Genomic DNA, 14,466 nt, shown 5'->3' on the forward strand with positions numbered 1-14,466 from the left:
CGCATGTCCGAACCGACCGGTGCCGCCCGCCGTCGCGGGCCCTTCCAGGTCGGGGACCAGGTCCAGCTCACCGACCCCAAGGGACGCCACTACACGTTCACGCTCGAAGCCGGGAAGAACTTCCATACCCACAAGGGTTCCTTCCCGCACGACGAGCTGATCGGTGCCCCTGAGGGCACTGTCGTGCGTACCACGGGAAACGTCGCCTACCTCGCGCTGCGTCCCCTGCTCCCCGACTACGTCCTGTCCATGCCGCGCGGTGCCGCGGTGGTCTACCCCAAGGACGCGGGGCAGATCATCTCGATGGCCGACATCTTCCCCGGTGCCCGGGTGGTCGAGGCGGGTGTCGGCTCCGGAGCGCTCTCCACGTACCTGCTGCGCGCCGTGGGAGACCAGGGTTCGCTCTCCTCCTACGAGCGCCGGGCCGACTTCGCGGACATCGCCCGCAAGAACGTCGAGCGCTACTTCGGCGGCCCCCACCCGGCCTGGCGGCTCACCGTCGGCGACCTCCAGGACAACCTGGTCGAGAGCGACGTCGACCGCGTCATCCTGGACATGCTGGCCCCCTGGGAGTGCCTGGACGCGGTCTCCAAGGCGCTGGTGCCCGGCGGTCTGGTCTGCTGCTACGTGGCCACCACCACGCAGATGTCCCGCACCGTCGAGGCGCTGCGCGAGCACAAGACCTTCACCGAGCCGCAGGCCTGGGAGACCATGGTCCGCACCTGGCACCTGGAGGGCCTGGCGGTCCGCCCGGACCACCGCATGATCGGCCACACCGGCTTCCTGCTCACCGCCCGCCGGCTGGCCGACGGTGTGGAGCCCCCGCTGCGCCGCCGCCGCCCCTCCAAGGGCGCCTACGGCGAGGACTACGAGGCTGCGGCGGGCGGCGGCGCGAGCTGACGCCCGGCGGACGACGGCGGGGCGGTGCGGAGCCGGGATGACCCGGCTCCGCACCGCCCCGCCGTCGCCGTCTCCCCACCCCGGTCCCGCGCCACCCCGGTCCGCACCACCCGGTCCGCGCTGCTCAGGACGGTTCGGGGCGGCGGTCCGGGGTGCCTCCGGGTGCGGGGCTCCCGGTGGGCTGCGGCGGCTTCCGGGTATGGCAAGATCTGCTGCACATGACATGCCCACCGTGCCGATCGACGGGCACCACGCCGGTGGAGGGGATCACCAGGTGGACGCAGCAGCCGAGGACGCGGCCGGGGAGCCGGACGCCGCCCCGTCGTCGCCGGGTCTCCCGAGCCGCCCCGAAGGTACCGCGCACGCCCGCTCGGGCGCGGTGCACTGGGCCGCCACCGCAGCCGGGATCGGCGCCGTGATCGCCGTCGCCGTGGTCACCGCCCCGGCCCAGGGCGCCCCGTACGCGGTACGGCCGCCGACCGCCGGTCCGGTCCGGGCGCCCGCCCCGGCCCCGGTTCCGGCCCCCGACCCGGCCAAGGCCCAACTGCCGCTGGACTGCGGCCCGTTTCCGGTGAAGGCCGCCCGGACGTTCTCCGCCGACCTGGACGCCGACGGCCGCCCCGAGACCGTGGTGGCGGCGCACTGCGACGGCACCAACGGCACCCCGCCGGACGGTGTCTATGTACTCGCGGCGGGCGCCGGCGCCCCCCGGGTCGCCGCCACCCTGGTGCGGCCGGAGGAGAACCTCAGCGTGCTGGAGCTGGAACCCGGCGACGGCGGCACCGTCATCGCGCGGGTGCAGGGCTACTCCACGGTCGATGTGCCGCGCTGCTGTCCGGACGTCAACCTGATCCTCAGCTGGGCCCGGGCCGGCGACAGCTGGGTCCGGGCGCAGGTCGCCGCCCCGACGGAGCAGGCAGGGGCCTGACGGAGCAGACGCCGGCCTGACTGGGGGCGGCGGGGGAGCGGGCGGCGGCGCGGGCTACTCGGCGTCCGGCCCGTAGACCTCGACCCGGTCGCTGACCCGCCGGACGTGGATGCAGTCGCCCGGGCACTCCTTGGCCGAGTCCACCACGTCCTGAAGGACGGTCAGCGGCACCGGCACGCTCTCGCCGGGCTGCTGACGAAGCTCCTCGTCCGCGCCCTTCACATAGGCCAGGCCGTCGATGTCGAGCTCGAAGACCTCCGGCGCGTACTGCGCGCAGATCCCGTCGCCGGTGCAGAGATCCTGGTCGATCCACACTTCGAGGGGCTCGGTCGCCGACATCTCGCCTGCCGTTTCTGTCCTGAGTCGCCCCCAGCAGGGGCATTCCCGCCATTCGTACAACGATCGGACCGGTTGCGGCGGTAGCGATCGTGATCTGACCTGATCGACGATACATCTGGTCGCTTTCCGCAGGTGTCGGCTGGGTATCTCCCTGGCGAGGGGAAGCGCGCAAGGGTGAAGATCGGACACGCCCCTTCCGTCTTTCTGATCTAGGGGTTTACACGACCCCCGGCACAGGTAGGGTCTGGAAGCGTCCAGCTCCCCCGGAGGAGGTGAGGACCGTGGCAGCCCACGATGACGACTACAACCGCAGCACCGGCAGGCCGGCTCGGGGTTCCGAGGAGGCCGCGCAGGTCTCGTTCCTTGAGCAGGAGATTGCTGTCCTGCGCCGTAAGCTCGCCGACTCGCCGCGCCACTCAAGGATCCTTGAGGAGCGCATTGTCGAGCTGCAGACCAACCTGGCCGGCGTAACGGCCCAGAACGAGCGGCTTGCCGCCACCCTCCGCGAGGCCCGCGACCAGATCGTGGCCCTCAAGGAGGAGGTGGACCGGCTCGCTCAGCCCCCTGCCGGGTTCGGCACCTTCCTCAGCGCCGTCGAGGACGGCACAGCGGACATCTTCACCGGCGGCCGCAAGCTGCGGGTGAGCGTCTCCCCCGGCATCGACCTCGACGAGCTCCGGCGCGGGCAGGAGGTCCTGCTCAACGAGGCGATGAATGTCGTGGACGCGCTGGAATTCGAGTCCATCGGCGAGATCGTCACCCTCAAGGAGGTCCTGGAGGACGGCGAGCGCGCCCTGGTGCTCGGTCACACCGACGAGGAGCGCGTGGTCCGGCTCGCCGAGCCGCTCCGCGACCTCGTCCTGCGGTCCGGTGACGCGCTGCTGCTGGAGCCCCGCTCCGGCTATGTCTACGAGGTGATCCCCAAGTCCGAGGTCGAGGAGCTCGTGCTGGAGGAGGTCCCCGACATCGACTACCGGCAGATCGGTGGCCTGGCCAACCAGATCGAGCAGATCCGGGACGCCGTCGAACTGCCCTACCTGCACGCCGAGCTCTTCCAGGAGTACGAGCTGCGCCCGCCCAAGGGCGTGCTGCTCTACGGGCCGCCCGGATGCGGCAAGACGCTCATCGCCAAGGCGGTGGCCAACTCGCTGGCCAAGAAGGTCGCCGAGGTCACCGGCCGCCCCCAGGGCAAGAGCTACTTCCTCAACATCAAGGGCCCGGAGCTGCTCAACAAGTACGTCGGCGAGACCGAGCGGCAGATCCGCCTGGTCTTCCAGCGGGCCCGGGAGAAGGCCGGCGAGGGCACCCCCGTGATCGTCTTCTTCGACGAGATGGAGTCCCTCTTCCGCACCCGGGGGTCCGGCGTCAGCTCCGACGTGGAGAACACCATCGTCCCCCAGCTGCTCGCCGAGATCGACGGTGTGGAGGGCCTGGAGAACGTCATCGTCATCGGCGCCTCCAACCGGGAGGACATGATCGACCCGGCGATCCTGCGGCCGGGCCGGCTGGATGTCAAGATCAAGATCGAGCGCCCGGACGCCGAGGCCGCCAAGGACATCTTCTCGAAGTACCTCAAGGTCACCCTGCCGCTGCACCCGGACGACCTCAAGGAGCACGGCTCCTCGTCCGAGGCCACCGTCGACGCCATGATCCAGTCCGTGGTGGAGCGGATGTACTCGGAGACCGAGGAGAACCGCTTCCTGGAGGTCACCTATGCCAACGGTGACAAGGAGGTCCTGTACTTCAAGGACTTCAACTCCGGCGCCATGATCCAGAACATCGTGGACCGGGCGAAGAAGATGGCCATCAAGGACTTCCTCGACCACGGCCAGAAGGGCCTGCGCGTCTCCCACCTGCTCGCCGCCTGCGTGGACGAGTTCAAGGAGAACGAGGACCTGCCCAACACCACCAACCCGGACGACTGGGCCCGCATCTCCGGCAAGAAGGGCGAGCGGATCGTCTTCATCCGCACGCTCGTCACCGGCAAGCAGGGCGCCGAGTCCGGCCGATCCATCGACACCGTGGCCAACACGGGTCAGTACCTGTAGGACCAGTCGCCCGGACGGGCTGCCACACGACCGCCATGACCGTCCGGCTGCGGAGGCCCCGCCGCCCCCGCAGCCGGACGGTTCGTGCGGCGGACGATCCGCCCGATGTCCGCCGGGGGTTCTAGGCTCGAAGGGCAGCGCCGCGCCCGGTCGGGGCGTGGCGCCGGGCAAGGAGGGCCGCATGTCTGTACGGCGCGTGATGGGGATCGAGACCGAGTACGGTATCTCCGTTCCCGGCCACCCCAACGCCAACGCCATGCTCACCTCGTCCCAGATCGTCAACGCCTATGCGGCGGCGATGCAGCGGGCGAGGCGGGCCCGGTGGGACTTCGAGGAGGAGAACCCGCTCCGGGACGCCCGGGGCTTCGACCTCGCACGCGAGGCCGCGGACTCCAGCCAGCTCACCGACGAGGACATCGGCCTGGCCAACATCATCCTGACCAACGGGGCCCGGTTCTACGTCGACCACGCCCATCCGGAGTACAGCGCGCCCGAGACCACCAATCCGCGTGAGGCGGTGCTCTGGGACAAGGCCGGCGAGCGGATCATGGCAGCCGCCGCGGCCCGCGCCGCCGAGCTGCCCGGGGCCCAGCCGATCCACCTCTACAAGAACAACACCGACAACAAGGGCGCCTCCTACGGCTGCCATGAGAACTACCTGATGAAGCGGGCGACGCCGTTCGCCGACATCGTCCGCCACCTCACCCCGTTCTTCGTCTCCCGCCAGGTGGTCTGCGGCGCCGGCCGGGTCGGCATCGGCCAGGACGGCTCGGCGCACGGCTTCCAGATCAGCCAGCGCGCCGACTACTTCGAGGTCGAGGTCGGCCTGGAGACCACGCTCAAGCGGCCCATCATCAACACCCGCGACGAGCCGCACGCCGACGCCGAGAAGTACCGCCGGCTGCATGTGATCATCGGTGATGCCAACCTCTCCGAGATCTCCACCTACCTCAAGCTGGGCACCACCGCGCTGGTGCTCTCCATGATCGAGGACGGGTTCATCAATGTGGACCTGGCCGTGGACCAGCCGGTCCGCACCCTGCACCAGGTCTCCCACGACCCCACGCTGCAACGACTGGTCACACTGCGTAACGGCCGTACCCTCACGGCGGTCCAGCTCCAGATGGAGTACTGCGAGCTGGCCCACAAGTTCGTCGAGGACCGCTACGGGGCGGACGCCGACGAGCAGACCCGGGAGGTGCTGGACCGCTGGGAGGACGTGCTCGGGCGCCTGGAGCGGGACCCGATGAGCCTCAGCCGGGAGCTGGACTGGATCGCCAAGAAGGAGATCCTGGAGGGCTACCGGCAGCGGGACGGCCTCGGCTGGGAGAGCCCCCGGCTGCACCTGGTCGACCTCCAGTACTCCGACGTCCGGCAGGAGAAGGGCCTGTACAACCGCCTGGTGGCGCGTGGGCGCTTCGAGCGGCTGGTGGACGAGGACGCGGTCACCCGGGCGGCGGTGAAGCCGCCGGAGGACACCAGGGCCTACTTCCGGGGGCGCTGCCTGGAGCAGTACGCGGAGCATGTGGCCGCCGCCTCCTGGGACTCGGTGATCTTCGACCTGCCGGGCCGGGACTCGTTGCAGCGGGTGCCCACCCTGGAGCCGCTGCGCGGCACCCGCAACCACGTCAAGGAACTGCTGGACCGCTGCCGCACGGCCGAGGACCTGGTCAGGGTGCTGTCGGGGGCGTGAGTCGGCGGTCACCAAGAGTGAAGAGCCGCCCGGAGGGGAATCATCCGGGGGAGCCCCGGACGTTGAGAGAGGTGAGCGGAACCGGAGCGCTTGTCGTAGCCCGTATGTAGGGTCTGACCAGTATCGCAATCGCAAGCGAGCGGGGTGAGGGATATGGCGACCAAGGACACCGGCGGCCAGCAGCGGGCCAACCGCTCCTCCGAGGAGGTCGAGGAGCAGGCGCCCGAGGCGCAGGGCTCCGAGGAGCTCAAGGAGCGGCAGGAGAAGCTCTCCGACGACGTCGACGCGGTTCTGGACGAAATCGACGAGGTGCTCGAGTCGAATGCCGAGGACTTCGTCAGGGGGTTTGTCCAGAAGGGCGGCGAGTAGTAGCGATATGTCCGGTACGGGGGTCGGACAGCACCGCGGAGCATTCCCCGGAATGCTCCGCGGAATGCTACCCGCATTCCGCTTCGGCCGAGCCGGTCAGGTGGATCGTGACCATGGAACGGGTAGGGTCCGTGCCGTACTGGTGCGGCGGGCCGCCGCCTCTTCGGAAGGGATCGTGTGGAAGCCAACACTCACGGCACCGGGCGTCTACCGGCTGCCTTCCTGACCCCCGGGTCCTCCTCGTTCATCGACTTCCTCGCCGAGCACTCCCCGGCGCTGCTCCCCGGCCGCCGGTCGCTGCCGGGGGCGCCGGCGGTGATCGAGGCCCCGCACGGGACCACCATCGTCTCGGCGTCCTTCGACGGCGGCGTGGTGCTGGCCGGTGACCGGCGGGCCACCATGGGCAATGTCATCGCGCAGCGCGACATCGAGAAGGTCTTCCCGGCCGACGAGTACTCCGCGGTGGGGATCGCGGGCACCGCCGGCCTCGCCGTGGAGATGGTCCGGCTCTTCCAGCTGGAGCTGGAGCACTACGAGAAGATCGAGGGCGCCCAGCTCTCCCTGGAGGGCAAGGCCAACCGCCTCTCCACCATGATCCGCAGCAATCTGGGCATGGCGATGCAGGGCCTCGCCGTGGTGCCGCTCTTCGCCGGGTACGACCTGGACCTGGGCCGGGGCCGGATCTTCACCTACGACGTCACCGGCGGGCGCTCCGAGGAGCGCGGCTTCGCGGCCACCGGCTCGGGCTCGGTCTTCGCCCGGGGCGCGCTCAAGAAGCTGTACCGCGAGGGCCTGACCGCCGAGCAGGCGTCCACGCTGGTCGTCCAGGCCCTCTACGACGCGGCCGACGACGACTCCGCGACCGGCGGCCCGGACATGGCCCGGCGGATCTTCCCGATCGTCGCCGTGGTCTCCGAGGACGGCTTCCGCAGGCTGCCCGAGGACGAGGTCTCCGAGATCGCCCGCTCGGTGACCGCCAGGCGGCTGGAGCAGCCCGACGGCCCCCAGGCGCCCCTGCTGTAGCAAGCCGTGGCGGCCCTGCCGCCTCCCCGCCCCAACCCGGACCCACCTGACAGAAGGGGACGACAGCCGGTGTCGACGCCGTTCTACGTCTCACCCCAGCAGGCCATGGCGGACCGCGCCGAATACGCCCGCAAGGGCATCGCGCGGGGCCGCAGCGTGGTCGTGCTCACCTACACCGACGGCATCGTCTTCGTCGCGGAGAACACCTCCAGGGCGCTGCACAAGGTCAGCGAGATCTACGACCGCATCGCCTATGCCGCAGTCGGCCGCTACAACGAGTTCGAGAACCTGCGCATCGGCGGCGTCCGCTACGCCGACCTGCGCGGCTACTCCTACGACCGGGCCGATGTCACGGCGCGCGGCCTGGCGAACGTCTACGCCCAGACCCTCGGCACCATCTTCTCCTCGGTCGGCGAGAAGCCGTACGAGGTGGAGCTGATCGTGGCCGAGGTCGGCAAGAGCCCCGAGGACGACCAGATCTACCGCCTCACCCCCGACGGCTCCGTCGTCGACGAGCACAACAGCGTGGTGGTCGGCGGCAACGCCGACTCCATCGGCAACTACCTCGGCCAGCGGCACCGGGCCGGCTTCACCCTGGCCGAGGCGCTCAAGCTCGCGGTGGACTCGCTGGCCCGCGACCCCAACGGCGGCACCCCCCGGACCATCACCCCCGAGCAGCTGGAGGTGGCCGTGCTGGACCGCAGCCGCCCCCAGAAGCGGAAGTTCAAGCGGGTGCTGGGCAGCCAGCTCAGCCGTCTCCTGGAGGCCGGTGGCGGCGGCGACGACGCCCCGGTCGCCCCGCCCATCGAGAAGCCGGACCGGTCGGACGGCTCGGGCAAGCCGGAGAGCTCCAAGGGACCGGAGGAGCCGGACGCACCCGAGGAGCCCGGTGGCGCCTCGGAGCCGCCGCTCTAACCCCCACCAGCCCCGTACAGCCCCCGGCGGGCCGGCGCGCCGCAGCGGCGCACCGGCCCGCCCCGGTCGTTTCCCCCGTTCTGCACCGGGCAGGCGCCACTCCGAGAGAGATCGCGATCACGGAGGTGAGCCGACATGCCCGCCCGCAAGGCTCAGACACCGAGCGCCCCGAAACCCAACGCCCCGAAACCCAACGCCCCGACACCTAATAACATGCCCTCGACGCTGCGCCGGTCCGGCAGGAAGGCGCAGGACACCTGGGCCAAGGCGCACGACAGCGCCGTGCAGGAGTACGGCGAGGGCGAGCGGTCCCATCGCACGGCCTATGGCGCGCTGAAGCACACCCACGAGAAGGTGGGCGACCACTGGGAGCCCAAGGAGAAGGGCCGCAAGGGCCCCTCCGACCCGCAGTCGGCCCGCCCGCGCAACACCGGCGGCCGCTCCTCCCACGGCGTGGACGAGAGCGCCAGCAAGGACCATCTGTACGGGATCGCCAAGGAGCTGCACATCCCGGGCCGTTCCTCGATGAAGAAGTCCGAGCTGATCCAGGCGATCGACAAGGCCAACCGGTCGAGTACCCGGCGCGCTCGGGGGTCGTGATCGAATCGCCGTCCCCGAAACGGTTTCAGAAGGCGCCCGAAAGCGTAAAGTCCACTCATGGACCGCCGCATTTTCGGGCTGGAGAACGAGTACGGTGTCACCTGCACGTTCCGGGGGCAGCGGCGCCTGTCCCCGGACGAAGTGGCGCGCTACCTCTTCCGCCGTGTCGTCTCGTGGGGCCGCAGCAGCAATGTGTTCCTGCGCAATGGCGCCCGCCTCTATCTGGACGTGGGTTCGCACCCGGAGTACGCCACTCCGGAGTGCGACGACGTCACCGAACTGGTCACTCACGACAAGGCCGGTGAACGCATCCTCGAAGGTCTGCTGGTGGACGCCGAGCGGCGTCTGCACGAGGAGGGCATCGCCGGGGACGTCTACCTCTTCAAGAACAACACCGACTCCGCCGGCAACTCCTACGGCTGCCACGAGAACTACCTGGTGGCCCGGCACGGGGAGTTCTCCCGGCTGGCGGACATCCTCATCCCGTTCCTGGTCACCCGCCAGCTGATCTGCGGCGCCGGCAAGGTGCTCCAGACGCCGCGCGGCGCCGTGTACTGCGTCAGCCAGCGCGCGGAGCACATCTGGGAGGGCGTCAGCTCGGCGACCACCCGCTCCCGCCCGATCATCAACACCCGCGACGAGCCGCACGCCGACGCCGAGCGCTACCGCAGGCTGCATGTCATCGTGGGCGACTCCAACATGTCGGAGACCACCACCCTGCTCAAGGTGGGCGCCACCGACCTGGTCCTCCGCATGATCGAGGCCGGCACGGTGATGCGGGACCTCACCCTGGAGAACCCCATCCGGGCGATCCGCGAGGTCAGCCATGACCTCACCGGCCGCCGCCAGGTCCGGCTGGCCAACGGCCGGGAGGCGTCCGCCCTGGAGGTCCAGGAGGAGTACTACGCCAAGGCCGTGGAGTTCGCGGAGCGGCGCGGAATCCGCACCGGCACCGTGGACCGGGTCCTGGACCTGTGGGGCCGCACCCTGGACGCGGTCCGCACCGAGGACCTGGCCAAGGTCGGAACCGAGATCGACTGGGTGATGAAATACCAGTTGATCGAGCGCTACCGGGAAAAGAACGGCATGAGCATGTCGCACCCCCGGGTGGCCCAGATCGACCTCGCCTACCACGACATCCACCGCCGCCGCGGCCTCTTCTACCTGCTCCAGAACAAGGGACAGGCGGAGCGGGTGACCACCGACCTCAAGACCTTCCAGGCCAAGTCGGTGCCGCCGCAGACCACCAGGGCACGGCTGCGCGGCGACTTCATCCGCCGCGCCCAGGAGCAGCGCCGCGACTTCACGGTGGACTGGGTCCACCTCAAGCTCAACGACCAGGCGCAGCGCACCGTCCTGTGCAAGGACCCCTTTCGCTCGGTGGACGAACGGGTGGACAAGCTGATCGCCGGGATGTGACCCGGTGACCCACCGCCGGACCGGTGATCGGACGGAATGACCGATCACCGGTCCGGCGGATTGTGCGCGTCGGCCTACCTGCGGCGTCGCCCGGTCGGGACCTAAGGTGTCCGGAGAGATCGGACCGCCTGTGTGACCGACAGTTAGGAACGTCGTGCGCCCCATCGCCGCGCTGCTCGTCCTGCCCCTCCTGGTACTCACGGGATGCGGTAGCGGCGGCGGCTCCACGTCCCCGAGCAGTGCCTCACCTGCCGCCTCGGCCCCGGCTTCGGCGCCACCGGCCTCGGCGCAGCCCGTACCGACCCCGGTGTCCTCCGCTTCGCCGATGCCCACGGTCTCCGGTGCGGCCGGGAAGCGGGCCGACATCACGCTGCCGTCCGGTGCACCCAGCGGCAAGTTCGTGGTCTCCACGGTCTCCGAGGGCACCGGGGCGGTGGTGAAGAAGGCGGACTGGGTGACGATCAACTACACCGCCAAGGACTGGACCACGGGGAAGGACATCCCCAGCTCCTATGACAAGGGCCAGAAGCCGCAGCTCTACCAGGCCGGTTCCGGGCAGCTGATCCCCGCCTTCGACACCAGTGTGGTGGGCCGCAAGGTGGGCAGCCGCGTCCTGGTGGTGGCCCCGCCGGCGGCGGCGTTCGGCAGCAAGGGCAGCTCGGGCCTGGGCGTCGGTCCGGATGACACGCTGGTCTTCGCGGTCGACATCCTGAACGCCGTGCCGCAGGACGCCACGCTCTCCGGCCGCAGCACCCCGCCGCCGGCCGACCTGCCGCAGGTGAAGGAGAACGGCAAGGCGGCGGCGACCATCACCGTGCCCAAGGGCGCCACGGCGCCCAAGGAGCTGAAGAGCGCGGTGCTGATCAAGGGCGACGGGCCGAAGGTGACTGCGGGGCAGAAGGTCGTCGCCCAGTACACCGGGGCGCTCTGGCCCACCGGGAAGAAGTTCGACTCCTCCTGGGACCACGGCGGGGCCACCGCCTTCGACATCGGCACCGGCAATGTGATCAAGGGCTGGGACCAGGGGCTGGTCGGCCAGACCGTGGGCAGCAGGGTGCTGCTGGTGATCCCGCCGTCGCTGGGCTACGGCGACAAGGCGCAGGGGCCGATCCCCGCCAATTCGACGCTGGTCTTCGTCATCGACATCCTCCAGGCCGTCTAGCCGGGGCCGCCCTGGGACCGGATTCCCAGGCAGACCTGACATACTGCTGCCGCTCTGCGCAGCAGCGAGCGAGGATCGGCGAATTGGGGAGTCATGTCTGAGAACGCGCCGGGCCCGGGCGACCCCCGCGGGACCAGCGACCCGGCCGCGCTGCGGCCGGGCGGGGTCATGGGCGGTACGGGCGAGTCGATAGTGGTCCGAAAGGCCGAGACCGGCCGCCGGGCGGCGCCGTCGACCGAGGAGGAGCCGGAGGTCTTCGCCTCCACGGTGCGGCGCAAGCCGCAGTCGGAGGCGGGGTACGACGAGGCGCCGCCCGGTGTGGGCCGCCTCGGCGTGATCCTGGGCACCGTGCTCGCCGTGCTGCTGGTGGGCAGCGGCGTCACCCTGTGGCTGGCCAACCGGCCGGACTCGGGCGACGTGGCGCCGGCCGCCGCCGCCGATTCCGCCCAGAGCCCGAGCGCCGAGGCATCCGAGCCGACCGAGCCGACCGTGCCGCCGATCAAGGACACCGCCGCGGTGCTGCCCAAGGTCTCCGGCGCGGTGGGCACCAAGGCCCGGATCGAGGTGCCCAAGGAGCAGGCGGACGGGACCTTTGTGGTGAAGACCCTCACCGAGGGCGACGGCCCGGTGGTGAAGAAGAACGACTGGGTCACCGTCGACTACACCGCCAAGGACTGGACGACGGGGAAGGACATCCCCAGCTCCTATGACAAGGGCGCCAAGCCTCAGCTGTTCCAGGCCGGTGCCGGCGAGCTGATCGCCGCGCTGGACAGCAGCGTGGCGGGCCGCAAGGTGGGCAGCCGGGTCCTGGTGGTGGCCCCGCCCGAGGCCGCCTTCCGCGAGCAGGGGAACTCCCAGCTGGGCGTGGGCGCCAAGGACACCCTGGTCTTCGCGGTGGACATCGTCCGCGCCACCGACCCCACCGCGATCGTCTCCGGCACCCCGACCGACGCCCCGGCCGACCTGCCGCAGGTGAAGGACAACGGCAAGAAGGCCGCCGAGATCACCGTGCCCAAGGGCGTCGCCGCGCCCAAGGCGCTGAAGAGCGCGGTGCTGATCAAGGGCAAGGGGCCCAAGGTCGAGTCCGGCCAGAAGGTCGTCGTCCAGTACACCGGTCTGCTCTACAGCAACGGCAAGAAGTTCGACTCCTCGCTGGACCGGGGCTCCGCCTTCAGCTTTGTCACCGGCGGTGGCCAGGTCATCGAGGGCTGGGACAAGGGCCTGGTCGGGCAGACCGTGGGCAGCCGGGTGGAGTTGGTGATCCCGCCGTCCCTGGGCTACAAGGACCAGGCACAGGGTTCGATTCCGGCCAATTCGACGCTGGTCTTCGTTGTGGACATCCTGGACGCGGGGTAGGCAAGACCGGGTGGCCGCCCGCGCGGCGCGCTGCCCTGTACGTACCGACGTGCCCCGGATCCGCCGGGGCCATGGAAAGAGGCACTGTGAGCATCGAGAAGCCCCTGGTCGACTTCCCGGGTGGCGAGCCGCCGGCGGAGTTGCAGGTCCGCGACCTCTGGGTGGGCGACGGCCCTGAGGCCAAGCCTGGCCAGACCGTCGAGGTCCACTATGTCGGCGTGGCCTTCAGCACCGGCGAGGAGTTCGACGCCAGCTGGAACCGCAACCAGACGTTCCGCTTCCCGCTGGGCGGCGGCCGGGTCATCAAGGGCTGGGACCAGGGCGTCGTCGGCATGAAGGTCGGCGGTCGCCGCGAGCTGATCATCCCGGCGCACCTGGCCTACGGGGACCAGAGCCCCACCCCCGCCATCAAGCCCGGCGAGACGCTGATCTTCGTGGTGGACCTGCTGTCGGTCTGACCTCCGACCGCACCGCCGCCCCCCGGTTCCGCCGGGGGGCGGTCTGCGTCCTGGGCAACCCCCGCACGCCCGCGCCGACTTCACCCGCGGACCAGGTTTCGCCGCTCGCGCCGCAAACGGTACGGTCAAGGCGCCGGACAGCGTCCGTCCGGTGGGCGCGCACCCTCCATCGGGGAGGCGGGGCGCACCCGCACCGCACCGGAAGGGTCAGCGATGGCGATCGCCAAGGCAGAGCGGCTGATGAACCTCGCGCTGTGCCTGATGAACACCAGGCGCCCGCTCTCGAAGAAGGAGCTGCGGGACTCCATCGAGGCATACCGGGAGGCGTCCGCCGCAGGCAGCGAGGAAGCCTTCAACCGGATGTTCGAGCGGGACAAGGACGACCTGCGGGAACTCGGCCTGGTCATCGACATCGACGAGTCCGCGCTGGACGGCGAGGTCGGCTATGTCGCCCGCCGGGACCGCAACCGGCTGCCCGAGATCGCCCTGGACGCCGAGGAGGCCGCCGCGCTCAGCCTGGCGGCCCGCGTCTGGCAGCAGGCCCGGCTGGCCGGAGCCGCCAGCGGCGCCCTCCAGAAGCTGCGCGCCGCCGGCGTGCCCTTCGAGGAGTCGTCGGCCCCGGAGCACACCGCCCTGGAGCCGCGCATCCCGGCCCGCGAGGCCGCCTTCGAGCCGCTGCTGCTCGCCGCCCGCGACCGCCGCCCGGTCGCCTTCGACTACCGCAAGGCCGGCGCCGTCCTGCCCGAGCAGCGCAGTGTCGAACCCTGGGCCCTGGAGTGCTGGCACGGCCACTGGTACGTGGCCGGCTGGGACCGCGACCGCAAGGACGCCCGGGTCTTCCGGCTCAGCCGCATCACCGGCAAGGTGCGCACCCGGGCCGGCCGCTTCACCGCCGATGTCCCCGACCACGTGGACGTACGCGAGAACGTCGCCCGCTTCGCCGGGGAGGGCGCCACCGCCACCGCCCGCATCCGGCTGCGCCGGGGCGCGGCCTTCCCGCTGCGCGCCAAGGCGGTCGCCACCGAGCCGCTGGACGCCGACTGGGACGAGCTGGAGATCCCCTACGGCTACGGCCTGGGCGCCTGGCTCGCCGAGTTCGGCGCCGACGTCGTCGTGCTCGGCCCCGACGACCTGCGCGCCGACGTCGTCACCCGGCTGCGCGCGGTGGCCGGTCTGGACGCCGCCCTCTCCGAGAACACCCCCGAGCACGCCCCCCAGGGAGCCCAGCGGTGAGCAACGCCATCGACCAGACCCGC

General features: G+C 70.7%; 14 protein-coding genes. 13 read left to right on the forward strand and 1 reads right to left on the reverse strand.

Going from position 1 to position 14,466, the window contains the following annotated elements; all coding sequences use genetic code 11:
- Positions 1 to 3: 3 nt before the first annotated feature.
- Positions 4 to 900, forward strand: coding sequence for a tRNA (adenine-N1)-methyltransferase (locus C7M71_RS27720; protein WP_111489655.1), 897 nt, complete (start codon positions 4 to 6; stop codon positions 898 to 900).
- Positions 901 to 1,174: 274 nt separating this feature from the next.
- Entirely contained in the window at positions 1,175 to 1,828 is a 654-nt protein-coding gene (locus C7M71_RS27725; protein WP_229758960.1) for a hypothetical protein, read from the forward strand.
- 54 nt (positions 1,829 to 1,882) lie between these two features.
- Here C7M71_RS27725 and C7M71_RS27730 read toward each other — a convergent pair whose 3' ends face one another.
- A complete protein-coding gene (locus C7M71_RS27730; RefSeq protein ID WP_111489656.1) occupies positions 1,883 to 2,167 on the reverse strand; it encodes a ferredoxin in 285 nt (94 codons plus the stop codon).
- 281 nt (positions 2,168 to 2,448) lie between these two features.
- Here C7M71_RS27730 and arc point away from each other — a divergent pair, with 281 nt between their 5' ends.
- The 11 genes from arc (at position 2,449) to C7M71_RS27790 (ending at position 14,443) form a co-directional block, all read left to right on the forward strand.
- On the forward strand, positions 2,449 to 4,215 hold the full coding sequence (gene arc / locus C7M71_RS27735; protein WP_111489657.1) for a proteasome ATPase: 1,767 nt from the start codon (positions 2,449 to 2,451) through the stop codon (positions 4,213 to 4,215).
- Positions 4,216 to 4,396: 181 nt separating this feature from the next.
- Entirely contained in the window at positions 4,397 to 5,908 is a 1,512-nt protein-coding gene (dop, locus tag C7M71_RS27740; RefSeq protein WP_407675951.1) for a depupylase/deamidase Dop, read from the forward strand.
- 153 nt (positions 5,909 to 6,061) lie between these two features.
- A complete protein-coding gene (locus tag C7M71_RS27745) occupies positions 6,062 to 6,277 on the forward strand; it encodes a ubiquitin-like protein Pup (RefSeq protein ID WP_111489659.1) in 216 nt (71 codons plus the stop codon).
- Positions 6,278 to 6,454: 177 nt separating this feature from the next.
- On the forward strand, positions 6,455 to 7,300 hold the full coding sequence (gene prcB, locus C7M71_RS27755; protein ID WP_111489660.1) for a proteasome subunit beta: 846 nt from the start codon (positions 6,455 to 6,457) through the stop codon (positions 7,298 to 7,300).
- 69 nt (positions 7,301 to 7,369) lie between these two features.
- Positions 7,370 to 8,215 carry a proteasome subunit alpha gene (gene prcA / locus C7M71_RS27760; protein ID WP_229758961.1) on the forward strand — a complete coding sequence of 282 codons (846 nt, stop codon included), beginning with the start codon at positions 7,370 to 7,372 and terminating at the stop codon, positions 8,213 to 8,215.
- A 213-nt stretch (positions 8,216 to 8,428) separates the two neighbouring features.
- Positions 8,429 to 8,815 carry a ChaB family protein gene (locus C7M71_RS27765; RefSeq protein ID WP_111489661.1) on the forward strand — a complete coding sequence of 129 codons (387 nt, stop codon included), beginning with the start codon at positions 8,429 to 8,431 and terminating at the stop codon, positions 8,813 to 8,815.
- 57 nt (positions 8,816 to 8,872) lie between these two features.
- Positions 8,873 to 10,234: a Pup--protein ligase gene (gene pafA, locus C7M71_RS27770; protein ID WP_111489662.1), complete on the forward strand. Its 1,362-nt coding sequence runs from the start codon at positions 8,873 to 8,875 to the stop codon at positions 10,232 to 10,234.
- A gap of 325 nt (positions 10,235 to 10,559) precedes the next feature.
- Positions 10,560 to 11,396 (forward strand): FKBP-type peptidyl-prolyl cis-trans isomerase, encoded by an 837-nt coding sequence (locus tag C7M71_RS27775; RefSeq protein ID WP_229758962.1) that lies wholly within the window; start codon positions 10,560 to 10,562, stop codon positions 11,394 to 11,396.
- Positions 11,397 to 11,489: 93 nt separating this feature from the next.
- The gene (locus tag C7M71_RS27780) at positions 11,490 to 12,752 is read left to right on the forward strand and encodes an FKBP-type peptidyl-prolyl cis-trans isomerase (RefSeq protein WP_111489664.1); all 1,263 of its coding nucleotides are present in this window, start codon (positions 11,490 to 11,492) and stop codon (positions 12,750 to 12,752) included.
- 86 nt (positions 12,753 to 12,838) lie between these two features.
- Positions 12,839 to 13,210 (forward strand): FKBP-type peptidyl-prolyl cis-trans isomerase, encoded by a 372-nt coding sequence (locus C7M71_RS27785; protein ID WP_111489665.1) that lies wholly within the window; start codon positions 12,839 to 12,841, stop codon positions 13,208 to 13,210.
- A 213-nt stretch (positions 13,211 to 13,423) separates the two neighbouring features.
- A complete protein-coding gene (locus C7M71_RS27790) occupies positions 13,424 to 14,443 on the forward strand; it encodes a helix-turn-helix transcriptional regulator (protein ID WP_111489666.1) in 1,020 nt (339 codons plus the stop codon).
- The last annotated feature ends 23 nt before the right edge of the window (positions 14,444 to 14,466 follow it).

The organism is Peterkaempfera bronchialis (genome assembly GCF_003258605.2).
GTDB lineage: Bacteria > Actinomycetota > Actinomycetes > Streptomycetales > Streptomycetaceae > Peterkaempfera > Peterkaempfera bronchialis.

Bases quoted from the DNA above. Each gene is read 5' to 3' on its own strand.
- C7M71_RS27720 (WP_111489655.1), top strand. From the start codon at position 4: ATGTCCGAACCGACCGGTGCCGCCCGCCGTCGCGGGCCCTTCCAGGTC.
- C7M71_RS27730 (WP_111489656.1), bottom strand. From the start codon at position 2,167: ATGTCGGCGACCGAGCCCCTCGAAGTGTGGATCGACCAGGATCTCTGC.
- dop (WP_407675951.1), top strand. From the start codon at position 4,397: ATGTCTGTACGGCGCGTGATGGGGATCGAGACCGAGTACGGTATCTCC.
- C7M71_RS27745 (WP_111489659.1), top strand. From the start codon at position 6,062: ATGGCGACCAAGGACACCGGCGGCCAGCAGCGGGCCAACCGCTCCTCC.
- C7M71_RS27765 (WP_111489661.1), top strand. From the start codon at position 8,429: ATGCCCTCGACGCTGCGCCGGTCCGGCAGGAAGGCGCAGGACACCTGG.
- pafA (WP_111489662.1), top strand. From the start codon at position 8,873: ATGGACCGCCGCATTTTCGGGCTGGAGAACGAGTACGGTGTCACCTGC.
- C7M71_RS27775 (WP_229758962.1), top strand. From the start codon at position 10,560: ATGCCCACGGTCTCCGGTGCGGCCGGGAAGCGGGCCGACATCACGCTG.
- C7M71_RS27780 (WP_111489664.1), top strand. From the start codon at position 11,490: ATGTCTGAGAACGCGCCGGGCCCGGGCGACCCCCGCGGGACCAGCGAC.
- C7M71_RS27790 (WP_111489666.1), top strand. From the start codon at position 13,424: ATGGCGATCGCCAAGGCAGAGCGGCTGATGAACCTCGCGCTGTGCCTG.